Source organism: Oceanimonas sp. MB9 (assembly GCF_011319775.1).
Taxonomy (GTDB): domain Bacteria; phylum Pseudomonadota; class Gammaproteobacteria; order Enterobacterales; family Aeromonadaceae; genus Oceanimonas; species Oceanimonas doudoroffii.
In genome coordinates, this window is sequence record NZ_VFBE01000005.1 from 106,247 (window position 1) to 121,674 (window position 15,428).

General features: G+C 62.6%; 13 protein-coding genes. 4 read left to right on the top strand and 9 right to left on the bottom strand.

What is annotated here, in order from left to right; translation table 11 throughout:
• The first annotated feature begins 37 nt into the window (after window positions 1–37).
• A complete protein-coding gene (locus OJHNALOF_RS03795; protein ID WP_094200602.1) occupies window positions 38–1,012 on the top strand; it encodes a hypothetical protein in 975 nt (324 codons plus the stop codon).
• Window positions 1,013–1,103: 91 nt separating this feature from the next.
• On the opposite strand, the gene OJHNALOF_RS03800 is transcribed toward OJHNALOF_RS03795, so the two are convergent.
• From OJHNALOF_RS03800 to OJHNALOF_RS03810, 3 genes are all read right to left on the bottom strand, one after another.
• Window positions 1,104–1,721, bottom strand: a complete 618-nt coding sequence (locus OJHNALOF_RS03800; RefSeq protein WP_094200426.1) for a TIGR04211 family SH3 domain-containing protein — start codon at window positions 1,719–1,721, stop codon at window positions 1,104–1,106.
• Between the two features lie 98 nt (window positions 1,722–1,819).
• On the bottom strand, window positions 1,820–3,085 hold the full coding sequence (locus OJHNALOF_RS03805; protein ID WP_094200425.1) for an inorganic phosphate transporter: 1,266 nt from the start codon (window positions 3,083–3,085) through the stop codon (window positions 1,820–1,822).
• A 22-nt stretch (window positions 3,086–3,107) separates the two neighbouring features.
• Complete coding sequence (locus OJHNALOF_RS03810) at window positions 3,108–3,788, bottom strand: TIGR00153 family protein (protein WP_094200424.1); 681 nt, start codon at window positions 3,786–3,788, stop codon at window positions 3,108–3,110.
• A gap of 167 nt (window positions 3,789–3,955) precedes the next feature.
• On the opposite strand from OJHNALOF_RS03810, the gene OJHNALOF_RS03815 reads away from it, so the two are divergent.
• Complete coding sequence (locus OJHNALOF_RS03815; RefSeq protein ID WP_165661207.1) at window positions 3,956–5,467, top strand: CYTH domain-containing protein; 1,512 nt, start codon at window positions 3,956–3,958, stop codon at window positions 5,465–5,467.
• 70 nt (window positions 5,468–5,537) lie between these two features.
• Here the strand turns inward: OJHNALOF_RS03815 and OJHNALOF_RS03820 are convergent, their stop codons facing one another.
• The 3 genes from OJHNALOF_RS03820 to OJHNALOF_RS03830 are packed head-to-tail and all read right to left on the bottom strand — an operon-like array spanning window position 5,538 to window position 6,923.
• Complete coding sequence (locus tag OJHNALOF_RS03820; protein WP_094200422.1) at window positions 5,538–5,876, bottom strand: hypothetical protein; 339 nt, start codon at window positions 5,874–5,876, stop codon at window positions 5,538–5,540.
• A complete protein-coding gene (locus OJHNALOF_RS03825; RefSeq protein ID WP_165661208.1) occupies window positions 5,873–6,499 on the bottom strand; it encodes a hypothetical protein in 627 nt (208 codons plus the stop codon). Before OJHNALOF_RS03825 ends, OJHNALOF_RS03820 begins: the two co-directional genes overlap by 4 nt.
• Before the next feature lie 10 nt (window positions 6,500–6,509).
• A complete protein-coding gene (locus tag OJHNALOF_RS03830; RefSeq protein WP_094200421.1) occupies window positions 6,510–6,923 on the bottom strand; it encodes a YjfI family protein in 414 nt (137 codons plus the stop codon).
• 156 nt (window positions 6,924–7,079) lie between these two features.
• On the opposite strand from OJHNALOF_RS03830, the gene glnE reads away from it, so the two are divergent.
• Entirely contained in the window at window positions 7,080–9,953 is a 2,874-nt protein-coding gene (glnE, locus tag OJHNALOF_RS03835) for a bifunctional [glutamate--ammonia ligase]-adenylyl-L-tyrosine phosphorylase/[glutamate--ammonia-ligase] adenylyltransferase (protein WP_165661209.1), read from the top strand.
• Between the two features lie 61 nt (window positions 9,954–10,014).
• On the opposite strand, the gene lpxL is transcribed toward glnE, so the two are convergent.
• Window positions 10,015–10,941, bottom strand: coding sequence for an LpxL/LpxP family Kdo(2)-lipid IV(A) lauroyl/palmitoleoyl acyltransferase (gene lpxL, locus OJHNALOF_RS03840; protein ID WP_165661210.1), 927 nt, complete (start codon window positions 10,939–10,941; stop codon window positions 10,015–10,017).
• A gap of 129 nt (window positions 10,942–11,070) precedes the next feature.
• Between lpxL and hldE the strand changes: the two genes are divergently transcribed.
• Window positions 11,071–12,495 carry a bifunctional D-glycero-beta-D-manno-heptose-7-phosphate kinase/D-glycero-beta-D-manno-heptose 1-phosphate adenylyltransferase HldE gene (gene hldE, locus OJHNALOF_RS03845; RefSeq protein ID WP_094200418.1) on the top strand — a complete coding sequence of 475 codons (1,425 nt, stop codon included), beginning with the start codon at window positions 11,071–11,073 and terminating at the stop codon, window positions 12,493–12,495.
• 40 nt (window positions 12,496–12,535) lie between these two features.
• On the opposite strand, the gene nirD is transcribed toward hldE, so the two are convergent.
• Window positions 12,536–12,871 carry a nitrite reductase small subunit NirD gene (gene nirD, locus OJHNALOF_RS03850; RefSeq protein ID WP_165661211.1) on the bottom strand — a complete coding sequence of 112 codons (336 nt, stop codon included), beginning with the start codon at window positions 12,869–12,871 and terminating at the stop codon, window positions 12,536–12,538.
• The gene (gene nirB / locus OJHNALOF_RS03855; RefSeq protein WP_165661212.1) at window positions 12,868–15,381 is read right to left on the bottom strand and encodes a nitrite reductase large subunit NirB; all 2,514 of its coding nucleotides are present in this window, start codon (window positions 15,379–15,381) and stop codon (window positions 12,868–12,870) included. Before nirB ends, nirD begins: the two co-directional genes overlap by 4 nt.
• Between the last annotated feature and the right edge of the window lie 47 nt (window positions 15,382–15,428).

Here is a 15,428-nt window from a genome sequence, read left to right on the forward strand (position 1 = left end):
TATAATGCCCGCTCGTTTTGTTTGTGGTATTCAGTCCGTGCATTATCAACGTCTTCCCAAGGGGCCCTTTGCCCTGTTCGTGATTTATCTCATTACCGGCGCCTCCATCGCCGCCTCCATGGTGTTTTCCCTGTTGCTGTTTTTGTCCCTGGAGCAGGGGCCGCTGATGAAGGCGATGTTCGGTGGCCTGGCGCTGGTGTTTGAGGTGGGCAAGTTCTACATCTGGTATGAAATGGGCGAGCGGCTCAATCGCCGGGATCGATGGGGGGCGGGCAAGGCGTTCTGTTTCTACGGCATTCTGGCCGCGCTGTCGATCGCCGGCAGCGTGGGCGGCATCAACGCCGCCACCAATACCCTGCTGCAGGGGGACGAAGCCAAAGCGGCGCTGGTGCAGAGCTATGACGACAAGATTGCCGCCCTGGGGCGGGAAATTGAAATCAACGAGCAGGCGGCCCAGGCCTATATCGAGATGGAGCGTATTGCCACCGGCATGACCCGCATGCTGCAGCGCAATCAGGCGCTGATGGCCCAGCAGGATGAGCTGCGTCGGGAGCGGGATCGTGTGGCGGTGGAAAGCCAGAGCTCGCTGATGGGGTTGATGAGCAGTCTGGCCGAAGGCCTGGGCTGGCCGTTGTCCCGAGTACAGTTCGGTATAGTGGCGGCGCTGTCGATGCTGCTCGACTTCTTTGCTGCCTTCTTTATTTCACTGCTGGGCGAGGAGATTCGTTTTCGCCGTCATCATCGCCAGCACGGCGCCCTGCCGGCCCCGGTTCAGCCCGTGACCGAGCCGGTGAATGAGCCTTCCGGCGCTGTTACACCCATGCAACGCCCGGATTACTACCACGAGCTGGTGGCGCGGCTGAAGGCCGGCGAGCTGCGCTGCGCCAAGGGCGCGGTGTCGGCACTGCTGAACAAGTCCCGGGAAGAGGTGGAAGACATTTTTCACTGGCTGCAGCAGGATGGTGTGGTCTACCGCAAGCCCAACCGGCACTTTGCGCTGAGTGAGGAATAAGCGCCGCAGACAAAAAAAGCCGCCGGCAATGCCGGCGGCTTTTTTATGCCCGGAACCCGTTCCATATTCCGGGTCCCGAATACTCGAAAAATCAGTTCATCCATCTGTCCTGGCGCTTGCGCCGACGCAGGGGCACCATCGGCAGCACAAAGCCTACCAGGGCGCCCACACCGGCCACCAGGCCGCCGTGCACCAGCCAGTCCAGGCGCATGCGGTGCTCCTTGTCATCCATCAGGCTGGAGAGCCGCTGGTTCTCGCTGGACAGCTGCTCGTGGCTGGCACTCAGCTCGCTCAGCCGGGCCTTGAGCGTGGTCAGTTCCTGCCGCTGGCGCTCGATCAGGTTGACCTTGTCGGCCACGTCCTGGGCATGGCGCTCGTCGGTGTTGGCCAGCTTGTCTCGGGCGTCGCTAAGCTCGTTTTCCAGCGTCGGCAGGCGGGAACGAAAACTTTCCTCGGTCTGCAGAAAGCGGCCGTCTACCCAGCCGGTACGGTCGTCGGCATCCCTAATTTGCACATAGTCGGTGTCGGCGTCGCGTTTGAGGTAGTCCACCGGCTCGCCGGCATTAACGGTACCGATAATGCGGTACTGGTTGCTCGGGCCGGCATGAATAAAGGCATAAACGTCATCGGAAATGTAACGGGTGGCGGCGCTGGCCTGGCTCACCCACAGCAGGCCGCACAGCAGCGGCAGCAGAAGTTTTGCGTTCACCTGAAGATCCTTGGGTGTTGATGATGGGGCCATGGTAATGGCGGCGAGAGGGCATAACAAGAACAAGGGGGCCGAAGCCCCCTTGTTGTCGAGTGGTATCAGGTAAACATCCACTGAATGGCATAGAAGAATACGATGGCCAGTATGGCGCCGGCGGGCAGGGTTACTACCCAGGAAACTGCGATATTACGCACCACATTGAGGTTCAGGGCAGCGATGCCCCGGGCCATGCCGACACCGATCACCGCCCCCACCAAGGTCTGGGTGGTGGAAATGGGCAGACCGGTACCCGATGCGATCACCACTGTCGCAGCGGTAGCCAGCTGGGCCGCAAAGCCCCGGCTGGGAGTAAGGTGGGTAATGCCGGTGCCCACGGTGGCCATGACCTTGTGGCCAAGGGATGCCAGACCAATGACGATACCGATGCCGCCCAGGGGCAGTATCCACCAGGCAATGGACGCCTTGCCGGCAATCTGCCCGGCATTTTCCACCGTGCTGACCACGGCCGACAGCGGACCGATGGCATTGGCCACGTCGTTGGAGCCATGGGCAAAGGCCATGGCACAGGCGGTAATCACCATCAGAATGCCAAATACCTTCTCCACGTTGGAGAAATGCATGTCCTTGTCATCGTTGGGATTGTAGCGCTGGCGCTTGATATAGACGGCGCTCAGAACCGCCAGGGCCAGGGAAGCCAGTACCGACAGGCCCCAGCTCTGCACATCGGTCAGTTCCAGGCCCACGTGCTTGAGGCCTTTCTTCAGGGTCACCAGGCAGATCACCATGGCGGTCAGGAAGATATAGGCCGGCACGTACTTCTTGGCCGCCGCCAGGGGGTTGTCGGCGTTGAAAATCAGTCGCTGCACGCTGACAAAGGTAAAGTAGGCCAGCAGACCCGACAGCGCGGGAGTAATGATCCAGGAGCCGACGATACCCAGCACCATGGTCCACTGAATCGCTTCCGAGCCCAGAGAAACCAGGGCAAAACCGATAATGGCACCGATAATGGAGTGGGTAGTGGACACCGGCCAGCCGAAGCAGGAGGCCAGCAGCAGCCAGGCACCGGCAGCCAGCAGCGAGGCAATCATGCCGAACACCAGCAGATCCGGATGGCCGTCAAAGGCCCCGACATCAATGATGCCCTTGCGAATGGTGGAAGTGACCTCGCCGCCGGCCAGATAGGCACCGGCAAATTCGAAGATCATGGCGATAATGATCGCCTGCTTGATGGTCAGTGAGCGGGTACCGACTGAGGTGCCCATGGCGTTGGCCACATCGTTGGCGCCAATGCCCCAGGCCATGAAAAAGCCGAAGACGGCCGCCACCAGAATAAGCGTGGTGCCGTAGTTAGCAATGATATCCATTTATTTACCTTGGTTGTTTCACTCAGGAACGAGACAGCATCAGTTCCAGGCGGGAACCAACCCGCTCGGCCTGGTCTGCCAGATCGCCGACCCACTCAAGGATCTTGTAGAGAAACATGATGTCGATGGGATTGTAGCTGTCTTCAATGGCCTGCAACTGTTTGCGCAGCTTGGCCTGCATGACGTCGGTATCGTCCTCGATGAGGTCGAGTTGATGGATCATGTCGGTCACCAGATCCATTTCCCGGCCCTTGAAACCGGTTTCCAGCAGTTCGTCGAGCTCGTCGATGGCCTTGGCCGCCTGGGCGGTGGCATCAATGCAACGGTTGAGGTAATCCATAAAGGCGGACTTGAGTTCGACCGGAATGGCCATCTGGCGACCCACGATGCGGCCGGAGATGTCCTTCGCCTTGTTGGCGATTTTGTCCTGCTGAGTGAGCAGTTCCAGCATGTCGGTACGTTCAACCGGCATAAAGAGACCGCGGGGGAGTTTGAGGCGGATTTCCCGCTTCAGCGCATCGGCTTCCCGTTCAAGCTGGGAGATGCGACGCTGGATTAATTCGGCGTTTTCCCAGTCCTGCTCCCACATGGCGTCGAAGAAGGGAACCAACTGCTGTGCAGCTTCATGGACCTTCATCACATGCTTCTGCAATGGCTTGATAGGAGACTTGGCAAAGAGTCCCAAAATAGTATTAACTGGCATAGCCAACCCTGTGTCGGTGAAAAAACACTCGATACGTCAATGTGGCGCGAATGGTAACGTAACTCCCCAGGCAAGAAAACAGCATTTTTCATAAAACTGTCATGCTACTGTGGTGGGGTTTTTGCTTTCACTTTCAAAACAGAAGGTTGGTTTTTCCGGACACCCTTATGGATACAGAAATCGAGATCAAGTTTCTTGTCTCGGGCCCCCTCGGCGACACCCTGCCCGATCTGCTGCCGCCCTGTCGAATTCTTGAACACGACCGCCAGCACCTCGCCAATACCTATTTCGACACCGCCGAGCTCGGATTGCGCCGGCTCGGCGCCGGGCTGCGCATTCGCAGCCGCAACGGCGAGCTGGAACAGACCGTCAAGCTCGCCGGCAGCCAGGTGGGCGGCCTGCATCAAAGACCCGAATACAATGTGCCCCTGGATGTGCACAATCCGGATCTGTCGCTGTTTCCCGCCAGTATCTGGCCCGACGGCGCCGACCCGCACGCCCTGCAGCAGGGGCTGCAGCCGCTGTTTTGCACCGATTTTATGCGCCATCGCTGGCTAATAGAGCTGAATGGTACCGAAATCGAGCTGGCCCTGGACGAGGGTGAGGTGCAGGCAGGAGAGCTGCGCGAGCCCATTTACGAGCTGGAGCTGGAGCTGGTGCGGGGGGACGCCTCGGTGCTGTTTGAGCTGGCCGATGCCCTGGTGCAGCGGGGCGGGTTGCGCCTGGGGGCGGTGTCCAAGGCCCAGCGTGGCTACCGGCTGGCGGGGCTCAGCCCCATGCCCGAACTGCAGGCGCTGGAGCCGCCGGTATTGCAGCCGGATGAATCCTGTGAGCAGGTAATGGTGACCCTGCTGCATCAGGCCCTGACGCACTGGCAACATCACGAGGAAGGCTGGCTGGCCCGGCCCGGCATCGACTGGTTGGTACAGTTGCGGGAAGGTGCCGCCCTGGTGCACCAGATATTGCTGATGTTTGGCGAGCGGGTGTCACTCCGGGTCAACAGCGGCTGGGTCGACGATTTGCTGTGGCTGCAACAGCAGCTGTCCTGGCTGGATCGGGCCCAAATGCTGGCCCACCTGACGACCGACAAGGGCCACTACCTGCGCCGGCTCGACTGCCGCAAAAGCCTGCTCAGGCTGCTGGGTGAGCAACAGCAGGGGCTGCCGGCCGAGGAGCGGCTGCGCGAACTGCTGCACGGCCCCCGTTATGGCCGCCTGGTGCTGGGCCTGACCCACTGGCTTTACCGTCAGGACTGGCGTGCCGGGCTGACCCGGGAGCAACAGGCACTGTTGTCGGCACCGGTGGATGAGTTGGCCGCGCCACTGCTGGAAGACAGCTGGCAGACCCTGCGTCACAGCGCGCTGGGGGCCGATGAGTTGAGCGTGGAGCAGTATATTCAGCAAAAGGGCAAGCTGCGCCGCAACCTCATGGTGGGCTTGTGTTTCAGCCCGTTGTTCCCGGAGGCGGAGCGGCTGGGCTTTCGCATGCCCTGGCTCGATATATTGCGCGGCATTGAAGATCTGGACATGCTTTCGCCCCTGCCGGAGCTGGTGGAGCGGCTGGAGGCCGAGGAGGCCGACGAACTGGAACAGTGGCTGGATCGCAAGCAGGGCTTTTTGCTGGAAGCCCTGGAGCAGTCCCGCCGCCAGGCCCTGGAGTTGACGCCCTACTGGCGCTGATTTTTTCAGGCCGAAAGCAAGTTGCCCGAATACACTCGGGCAACTTGCAACTGGATTTGTCTTCCTGCCTTCAGCCCTTTGAAGGGGCCTTGGTTTTGCTGTATTCCAGCAGCTCGTCCATCACCCTGTGCTTGATCTCCAGTTGCTGTTCCGGCTCCAGGCCGTAACGCTGGGCCAGACGTACGTAATCGTCCGGGCTGAGGGAAACCGTCAGCCGGGGGCGCTTGGGCTTGGCCGAGGTGGGCAGGCTCAGAATATGACGGATCTGATCCGAGGGGCTGAGGCCGTTGTCCAGGGCCTCGCGGCGAATGCGGTATTGCAGTTGTTCATCCATGTCAAAGGCTACCTGCACCGCCCGGGCGGCGCGCACCGAGCTCTGCCATTTATCGGGCAGCTTGCGTTGATTCATGGGCGAGTATTCCGTTGTTGCCGCAGCCGGGCCAGCACCTCGTCGGCACTGTGGCGGCGGGGCTCGCCGCCGGCGGGGGCGAGTTCATCATCGGTGTGTTGCTGTCGCTCACGGGCGCGAATATCGGCCAGGGCCTGTTTGGCGTTGACCAGGGTGACCGCCGGATGCTCGCGAATGGCGGCCATGGTCTGGCGCACACAGCGGGTGGTGTTGGCCATGGCCAGCTGCCGGCAAAGATCGTGATAGTGGCGTTCTGCCTCGTGCCAGCGACGGCGGTAATGGGCCAGGCGCTTTTCGTCATGGGCTTGTTGCGCCGCCAGCCCTTCCTGCTCGTTTTCCAGCTCCGCCAGTGTCTCGGCCAGGGTGTGGGCCTGTTGGTCATCGCCGTCCAGCGCCGCCAGCACGGCCTGCTCCAGCCCGGCCTGGCGCTCGCCCAGCCGCTGCCGTCGGTCGGTGGTGGTGGTCAGCACCGTCCTCAGTTGTTCGCACTGGCGCGCCAGCCCCGTCATGTGCTGCTCCGCATGGCGGCAGTCCTGCACCAGCTGCACACATACCCGTTCCGAATCCAGGCCGCCGTCCTTGGCATCCTGCAGGCTGCGCAGTACCTGACCCAATACGCTCATCGTGGCGCCCTCACAACAAAAATTCCGCCATGTCTTCGATCACTTCCAGACAGTTGTCGCTCAGCACCGCCAGCTCGTGTTCGATGTCGGTCAGGGCCGAGTTGAGCGACAGGGCGCCAAACACCACATACCAGTCGTCGAGCCGGGCAAAGGCCGACAGCGGCATGGGAATGTTCATGTCGAGCATGGCTTCCAGCATGGCCTGGCGCCGTGCCGGATTGACCTGACTCTCGTCCCACAGGTAGCTGATGCACAAAATCTGATCGTCAGACACGGAAATAAACAGGGGCAGCTCTTCCCGCCCTTCCACCGTGACCCGCAGTACTTCCACTTCGCCGGGAATGGGGTAGCACTGAAAGGCAAAACCGGTGGTCGAAGCCTCACCCAGCTGCTCCAGGTGACGGCCGATAACTGATAGTTCCATGAAGTATCCTGACATAATAAGTCGGCTAAAGACTAATTCAGCCGGCCTTGCCTTCGCAAGTGCGGCGTGGTGCGTGATAATTTGCGCTCGGCCCGCTGTGCCGTGCCGGCAAGGGTGGTAGTCTGAGCCCTATCGCCGATACAGAAGGAATTGCCCATGTCTGCATTGCCCGCCCTGCTCGCCGCTCAGGCCGACAAGCACTGGTCCCATTTTGAAGAGCGCGCAGCCGAGGTTTTGCCCCGGCTCGATGTCGAGCGCATCGAGCGGCTGAAACGGCTGTTTGCCTGCAGTGACTTCGCCGCCGACAGCCTGTGCCGTCAGCCCGAGCTGGCGCTGGAACTGGAGGATGAGCGGGATCTGTTCAACGGTGACCGGGCCGGTCGCTATCGGCCCGAGCTGGCTGCCATGCTGGGAGAGGTGAGTGACGAGGCTACCATGATGCGGCTGTTGCGCCAGTTTCGGCGGCGGGAGCTGTTGTTGATCGCCTGGCGGGAGATGCTGCTGGGGGCCGAGGTGGAAGAAAGTTTTGTGCATATTTCGGCCCTGGCCGATGCCCTGATTGTGGAAAGTTACCGCTGGCTGTACCGGCGCCAGTGCGCCGAGCTGGGCACGCCCACCGACGCCGAGGGCAATGCGGTGCCCCTGCTGATCCTTGGGATGGGCAAGCTGGGCGGCGGCGAGCTCAACTTTTCTTCCGATATCGATCTGATCTTCACCTTTCCCCACAACGGTGTGACCAGGGGCGGACGGCGGGAGCTGGCCAACCAGCAGTTTTTTATTCGCCTGGGGCAGAAGCTGGTCAATGCCCTTAACCAGACCACCATAGACGGCCAGGTATACCGGGTGGACATGCGCCTGCGGCCCTTTGGCGAGTCGGGGCCGCTGGCGGTGAGCTTTACCGCCATGGAAGACTATTACCAGCATCATGGCCGCACCTGGGAGCGCTACGCCATGGTCAAGGCGCGCATTCTCAACGACGAGGGCGAATACACCGCCGAGTTGCGCGCCATGCTCAAGCCCTTTGTGTTTCGCCGCTATATCGACTTCGGGGTGATCGACTCCCTGCGTCAGATGAAGGCCATGATCGCCGCCGAGGTGCGCCGCAAGGGCCTGAGAGACAACATCAAGCTGGGCGCCGGCGGTATTCGTGAGGTGGAGTTTATCGCCCAGGTGTTTCAGCTGATCCGTGGCGGCCGGGAGCCGGCGCTGCAGGTGCGTCATCTGCCCGAGGCGCTGGCGGCGGCCTGCGACTCGGGAGCGCTTGAACCGGAGGTGACCGAGCAGCTGCACGCCAGTTACCGTTTTTTGCGCAAGGTGGAGAACTACCTGCAAGCCTTTGCAGATCAGCAGACCCAGACGCTGCCCCAGGACGAGCTCAACCAGACCCGGCTGGCCTGGCTTACCGGCCATGACGACTGGCACGCCTTTCTGGCCACCCTGCAGGCCGCCATGAGCGGCGTACACCGCCAGTTTGAGCTGCTTATCGGCGACAGCACCGAGGCGGAAGACGAGAGTGTGGCCCAGATCTGGTCCGATATCTGGCAGACCGATTGGGAAGAAGAGGGTGAGCTGGCGGCCTTGCTGGCAGAGCAGGGCATGGCCGACGACAAGGCGGCACGGCTGGCCGGCGCCCTGAATGCCTTCAAGGACGAATGCCCGCGCCGGGCCATGGGCCCTCAGGGGCGGCAGGCGCTGGAAAAACTGATGCCGGTGCTGCTGGAGCGGGTCAGTCAGTCCGATACCCCCGGCATTTTGTTTGCCCGATTGCAGAAGCTGCTGCTGCAAATTGCCACCCGTACCGCTTACCTGCAGCTGCTGGTGGAAAACGCCGGCGCCCTGACCCAGCTGATTCGACTGTGCGAGGCCAGCTCACTGGTGGCCGAGCAGCTGGCGCGTTTTCCCATTCTGCTGGACGAGCTGCTGGTGCCTCAGGTGTTGTACAACCCCATTCCACTGGACGCTTACAAGGACGAGCTGCGCCAGTTCCTGTTGCGGGTGCCTGAAGAGGACGTTGAGCAGCAGATGGAGGCCCTGCGTCAGTTCAAGCAGATTCAGTTGCTGCGCATTGCCGCCGCCGACATCGCCGGCGCACTGCCATTGATGAAAGTGAGCGATCACCTCACCTGGCTGGCGGAAGCCATCGTGGAAGAGGTGGTTAATCAGGCCTGGACTCAGATCAGCGCCCGCCACGGCGTGCCGGCCCAGCTGGCCGACAGTGGTGACAAGGGCTTTGGCGTGGTGGCCTACGGCAAGCTGGGTGGCATCGAGCTGGCCTACAGTTCGGATCTGGATCTGGTATTTGTGCATCAAAGCGGCATGGGCGGCCAGACCAACGGCGACAAGCCCCTGGACAGCCGTCAGTTCTACCTGCGGCTGGCCCAGCGCATTATTCACCTGTTCAGCACCCGCACCGCCAGTGGTGTGCTCTATGAGCTGGACATGCGCCTGCGCCCCAGCGGCAACGCCGGGCTGATGGTGACCCCCCTCGACGCCTACGGCCATTACCTCGAGAAGGATGCCTGGACCTGGGAACACCAGGCCCTGGTGCGCAGTCGCATGATAGTGGGCGAGCCAGCCCTGGCCGAAGAGTTCGCGCGCATTCGCGCCGGCATGCTGGCCAAACCCCGTCATCATGCCGAGCTGGCCGGCGAGGTGGTGGCCATGCGAGAAAAAATGCGCGCCCACCTGATCAAGGCCGGCCCGGGAGAGTTTCACCTCAAGCAATCGGTGGGTGGCCTGGCCGACATCGAGTTTCTGACCCAGTATCTGGTGCTGGCCTACAGTGAGCAGCATGCCGGGCTTACTCGCTGGTCCGACAATATGCGCATTCTGGAAACCGCGGTGGAGGTGGGGCTGCTTGACGAAGACGAGTCCCTGCGCCTGCGCCGGGCCTACTGTGCCATTCGTGACCGGGGCCACCGCCTCAGCCTGTCGGATCAACCCGGTCGGGTTGCCGATACCGAGCTCACCCAGGAGCGGGAGTGGGTGGTGGCAAGCTGGAATAAATGGCTGAAAGGCAGTGAGGTGTGAAGGGGAGGGAAAACACCGCCTGCAGTGCTCCACCCCCCCTCACAGATAACACCTTGCGGCATCAATACCGCGACGGCATGCCTCTTTCGGGCCGCGTCTTGAACCGGCGGTGCAGCCACATGTACTGCTCCGGGGCGCGGCGAATGGCGGCTTCAATCACCCGGTTGCCGGTAATGGCGTCGGTCTCGTCGTCGCCCACCGGGAAGTTATCCAGCGGCGCCTGAATCACCAGTCGGTAACCGTGTTTCTCTCGCAGGGTAAAGCAGGGCAGGGTAACGGTGTTTTTCACCCGCGCCAGGGTGGCGGTGCCGGTGATGGTGGCGGCCTTGTCCACCGCGAAAAAGGGCACAAATACGCTGGCATGGCGGCCATAGTCGTGGTCCGGCGCATACCAGAGCGCATCGCCGGCGCGCAGCGCCTTGAGCATGCCCTTGATGTCGAGCCGGTCTACCAGATACTTGTTGGACCGGCAGCGGCCGTGTACCTGGGCGTATTCCAGCACCGCATGGGTGTTGGGGCGATACACGCCCACGCCGGGGCGATACAGGCCAAACTGGCGGGCGTTGAGTTCCAGGGTGAGAAAGTGCGCCGACAGCAACAGCATGCCTTTGCCTTTTTCCACCGCGGCATCCACGTGCTCGGTGCCGTCCATGGTGGTCAGGGCATGCATGCGCCAGTGGGGCCAGAACCAGGCCATGCCGGTTTCAAAAATGGCGCAGCCCACGTTTTCAAAGTTGGCCTTGAGCAACCGCTCGCGCTCGGCTTTTTCACGTTCCGGCAAGGCCAGCTCCAGGTTGCGCCGCGCCACCTTCACCCGGGACTTGAGCACCGTCATCGACAGTCGCCCCAGCCCCCGACCCAGTGCCATCTGGGCGCGCCAGGGCAGCAGGGTCACCAGCAGCCAGAGCACACTCAGCCCCAGCCAGGCGGGCCAGAAGCGCGGGTGCAGCAGGGCTGCGCGAAAAGGGGGAAGCCGGTGGTCTTGCATGGAACAACGCCAGTTAAGGTGAATGGCCGGATTCTAAATAACTCCGGCGGCAATGACCACCCGTGCGCACTCAAGCCGTTCAGGCTGTGATATTATTCTGCCTTTCCATGTGTCAAAGAGTCGGAACCTATGAAGATCAAGCTGCCGGAATTTGATGGCGCCAGGGTGCTGGTGGTCGGGGATGTGATGCTGGACCGTTACTGGTCGGGCCCAACCGGACGCATCTCCCCCGAGGCCCCGGTGCCTGTGGTCAAGGTTGAACACAATGAGGAACGTCCGGGCGGTGCCGCCAACGTGGCACTGAACGTGGCCGCCCTGGGCGCCGGCGCCCGCCTGCTGGGCCTGACCGGCAACGACGAGGCCGCCAATGCCCTGCAGGAACGCATGCAGGCGGTCGGCGTGGATTGCGATTTCGTGCGCCACGCTACCCACCCCACCATCACCAAACTCAGGGTCATGAGTCGCAACCAGCAATTGCTGCGGCTCGACTTTGAGGACGGTTTTAACGCCGAAGATGCCGCGCCCCTGAGTGATAAGCATGATGCCGCTTTGGGTGAAGCCGGGGTAGTGGTGCTGTCCGACTATGCCAAGGGCGCCCTGGCCCGAGTGCAGGAACTGATTCGGGCCGCCAATCGGGCCGGGGTGCCGGTACTGGTCGATCCAAAAGGCACCGAATTCGAGAAATACCGCGGCGCCACCCTGCTGACCCCCAACATGAGCGAATTTGAGGCCGTGGTGGGCAAGGTGAAAGACGAGCAGGAGCTGGTGGCCCGGGGCCGGGAGCTGATCGCGCGCTTTGAACTGCAGGCGTTGCTGGTGACCCGTTCCGAGCACGGCATGACCCTGATCCGTAAGGATGAAGACGAGCTGCACCTGCCGGCCCGGGCCCACGAGGTGTATGACGTCACCGGCGCCGGCGATACCGTCATCGCCACCCTGGCCACCAGCCTGGCCGCCGGCCTGGTAATGGAAGAAGCCTGCGCCCTGGCCAACGTGGCCGCCGGCATCGTCGTCGGCAAGCTGGGTACCTCCACCGTCTCCGCCATCGAGCTGGCCAATGAGCTCTACGGTGGTCCCGAGTCGGGCATGGGCGTGGTGAGCGAGCAACAATTGAAGTTCGTGGTGGAAGCGGCCCGTCGCCGGGGCGAGAAAATCGTGATGACCAACGGCTGTTTCGACATTCTGCACGCGGGCCATGTGTCTTACCTCAACAATGCCCGCAAGCTGGGTGACCGGCTGATCGTGGCGGTGAACACCGATGAGTCGGTGCGGGCGCTGAAAGGCGAAGGCCGGCCGGTAAATACCGTGGATCGCCGCATGGCGGTGCTGGCGGCGCTAGGGGCGGTGGACTGGGTGGTGCCCTTTGCCGAAGACACGCCCCAGCGGCTGATCGCCGGGGTGCTGCCTGATATTCTGGTCAAGGGCGGCGACTACAAGCCGGAAGACATCGCCGGCTTTGAGGAGGTCACCGCCAACGGCGGCGAGGTGAAAGTGCTCAACTTCGAGGACGGCTGCTCCACCACCGCCATTATCGAGGCCATTCGCACCCGCTGAGGGGCGTTGGCACAAAAACGGGGCCTGTCGGCCCCGTTGTTTATTCCTTCAGGCTGGCTGCCTCCAGCCACAGCTGATCCTGCTGGGTGATCAGCGGCCATACCCGCACCCTGACCCCCTCCTGTTCCAGGCAGCGGCCGTCTTTCAGCGAATAATGATGCTTGTACAGGGGCGAGGCCACGCAGGGCTCGCCCTTGAAGTCGCCCACTATGCCCCGGGCCAGCACCTGGGCACGGCCGATGGGATCCCAGTTGTCGAGGGCGAAAAAGCCGAGTCCGGGCAGGTTGAACAGGGCCAGTTGCCGGCCCGCCACCAGGGCGGCCACGCCGCTGTGCTCGGGAATGTCGCCGACGTGGCAAAGACGAACAAGACTCATGATACCTCCTTGATATCAATGGAATCGGCCGGGCGGATCTGGCCGCGCCTGCGCTCAAAGACAATGCTGTGGTCGGTGTCGTCGGTGTTGACGAAGCTTCTGAACCGCTTGAGTTTTTCCGGATCTTCCAGGGTGGCTTTCCATTCACACCGATAGCTGGCGATCACATGGGCCATGCGCCCCTCCAGCTCGTCGGCGAGGCGCAGGGAGTCGTCGATAATGACCTGGCGCAGGTAGTCCAGGCCGCCTTCCAGGTTCTCCATCCATACCGAGGTGCGCTGCAGCCGGTCGGCGGTGGCCACGTAAAACATCAGCAGCCGGTCGATATAGCGGATCAGGGTGTCGGTATCCAGATCGGTGGCGAACAGATCGGCGTGGCGCGGGCGCATGCCGCCGTTGCCGGCGAAATAGAGGTTCCAGCCCTTGTCGGTGGCGATCACGCCCACGTCCTTGCTCTGGGCCTCGGCGCATTCCCGAGTGCAGCCGGACACCGCGAATTTCAGTTTGTGAGGCGAGCGGAGGCCCTTGTATCTGTGCTCCAGGGCCACCGCCAGATCCAGGGAGTCCTGCACGCCATAGCGGCACCAGCTGGAGCCGACGCAGGACTTGACGGTGCGCAGCGACTTGCCATAGGCGTGGCCGGTTTCAAAGCCGGCGTCGATAAGCTCCTGCCAGATCAGCGGCAGTTGTTCCAGGCGGGCGCCGAACAGGTCGATACGCTGGCCGCCGGTCACCTTGGTGTAGAGGTCGTAGCGTTTGGCCACCCGGCCCAGCACGATCAGTTGATCCGGCGTGATCTCGCCGCCCGGTACTCGTGGCACCACCGAATAGGTGCCGTTCTTTTGCATATTGGCGAGAAAGGTGTCGTTGGTGTCCTGCAGCGGCTGGTGCTCGGGCGACAGCACGTGTTCGTTCCACAGGGAAGCAAAAATAGAGGCCGCCGCCGGTTTGCAGATATCGCAGCCCAGGCCGTTGCCATGCCGGTGCAGCAGCTCGTCGAACTGCCTGATGTTGCCGACCTTGATCAGGTGGAACAGTTCCTGGCGGCTGTAGCCAAAGTGCTCGCACAGCCCCTTGTCGGCGCTGATGCCCTGCTCTTCCAGAGTCTGGTTCACCACCTGGGTGAGCAGCCCGGCACAGCCGCCGCAGCCGGTGCCGGCCTTGGTACAGGCCTTGACCGCCGCCAGGTCGCAGGCGCCGTCCTGCACCGCCGCCATAATGGCGCCCTTGCTCACATTGTGGCAGGAGCAGACGGTGGCGCTGGCCGGCAGGGCCGCCTTGGGAGCGCCACCGGCGGCGTCTTCCGGCACCAGCAGGGCCAGGGGATGGGCCGGCAGCGGCAGGTCGTTGAGGTAGGTCTGCAGCAGGCTGTCGTAGTCACCGTTATCGCCCACCAGCACGGCCCCCAGCAGGCGATCGCCGGCCTCGTTCAGTACCAGCTTTTTATACAGATCCTTGCTGCGGTCCAGCAACAGCACCTCCTGGCTGCCCGGGGTCTGGCCATGGGCATCACCGATGGCGCCCACGTCCACCCCCAACAGCTTGAGTTTGGTGCTCATGTCGGCGCCCTGAAAACGGGCATCACCGCCCAACAACCCGGCGGCCACGGTGCGGGCCATCTGGTAGCCCGGGGCCACCAGGCCAAACAGCTTGCCCTGCCACAGGGCACATTCACCGATGGCATAGATATTCGCATCCGAGGTTTGGCAGCCGTCGTTGATGCACATGCCGCCCCGTTCGCCCAGCACCAGGCCGGCCTCGCGACCCAGGCTGTCCTGGGGCCGAATGCCGGCGCTGAACACCAGCACATCGGCTTCCAGTTGCTCGCCATCGTCGAACTTGAGCCGGTGGCTGGCGCCTTCACCGTCGATAATGCACTGGGTGGCCTTGCTGGTATGCACCGTTAGCCCCAGCCGCTCGATTTTCTCCTTGAGCAGTTCGCCGCCCCGTTCGTCCAGCTGCACCGGCATCAACCGGGGGGCGAATTCCACCACATGGGTTTCCAGGCCGAGCAGGCGCAGGGCATTGGCGGCTTCCAGGCCGAGCAGGCCGCCGCCGATCACCACGCCGGTACGGGCCCCCTGGCAGGCGTCCCGAATGGCGGCCAGATCCTCCAGGGTGCGGTAAACAAAGCAGCGCTCCCGCTCCCGGCCGGGAATGGGGGGCACAAAGGGGGTGGATCCGGTGGCCAGCACCAGGCGGTCGTAGGCCAGCACGGCACCGGTGGTGGTGGTCAGGGTGCGGGCATGCCGGTCGATGGCGGTGACCGCCTCGTTCAGGCGTAGTTCGATGCCGTTGTCGCCATACCACTCGGGACCGGCCATCAGCAGTTCAGCGGGCTCCTTGCCGCCAAAGACCTCGGACAGGTGCACCCTGTCGTAGGCGGGATGTGGCTCGGCGCCGAATACCGTGATCTGGTACTGTTCCCCGGCATTCTGCTCGACCAGCTGTTGCAGCAGGTGATGCCCTACCATGCCGTTACCGATGACAATCAGTGTCTGTTTCATCATTGCTATCCTTAAGCCACCCAGGACTTGCTTGCGGGTTGATGGGGTGG

Coding starts and splice junctions, on each gene's coding strand:
- lpxL (WP_165661210.1), bottom strand. CDS start 10,941: ATGCAAGACCACCGGCTTCCCCCTTTTCGCGCAGCCCTGCTGCACCCG.
- nirB (WP_165661212.1), bottom strand. CDS start 15,381: ATGATGAAACAGACACTGATTGTCATCGGTAACGGCATGGTAGGGCAT.
- OJHNALOF_RS03830 (WP_094200421.1), bottom strand. CDS start 6,923: ATGGAACTATCAGTTATCGGCCGTCACCTGGAGCAGCTGGGTGAGGCT.
- OJHNALOF_RS03810 (WP_094200424.1), bottom strand. CDS start 3,788: ATGCCAGTTAATACTATTTTGGGACTCTTTGCCAAGTCTCCTATCAAG.
- glnE (WP_165661209.1), top strand. CDS start 7,080: ATGTCTGCATTGCCCGCCCTGCTCGCCGCTCAGGCCGACAAGCACTGG.
- OJHNALOF_RS03825 (WP_165661208.1), bottom strand. CDS start 6,499: ATGAGCGTATTGGGTCAGGTACTGCGCAGCCTGCAGGATGCCAAGGAC.
- OJHNALOF_RS03815 (WP_165661207.1), top strand. CDS start 3,956: ATGGATACAGAAATCGAGATCAAGTTTCTTGTCTCGGGCCCCCTCGGC.
- hldE (WP_094200418.1), top strand. CDS start 11,071: ATGAAGATCAAGCTGCCGGAATTTGATGGCGCCAGGGTGCTGGTGGTC.
- OJHNALOF_RS03805 (WP_094200425.1), bottom strand. CDS start 3,085: ATGGATATCATTGCTAACTACGGCACCACGCTTATTCTGGTGGCGGCC.
- nirD (WP_165661211.1), bottom strand. CDS start 12,871: ATGAGTCTTGTTCGTCTTTGCCACGTCGGCGACATTCCCGAGCACAGC.
- OJHNALOF_RS03820 (WP_094200422.1), bottom strand. CDS start 5,876: ATGAATCAACGCAAGCTGCCCGATAAATGGCAGAGCTCGGTGCGCGCC.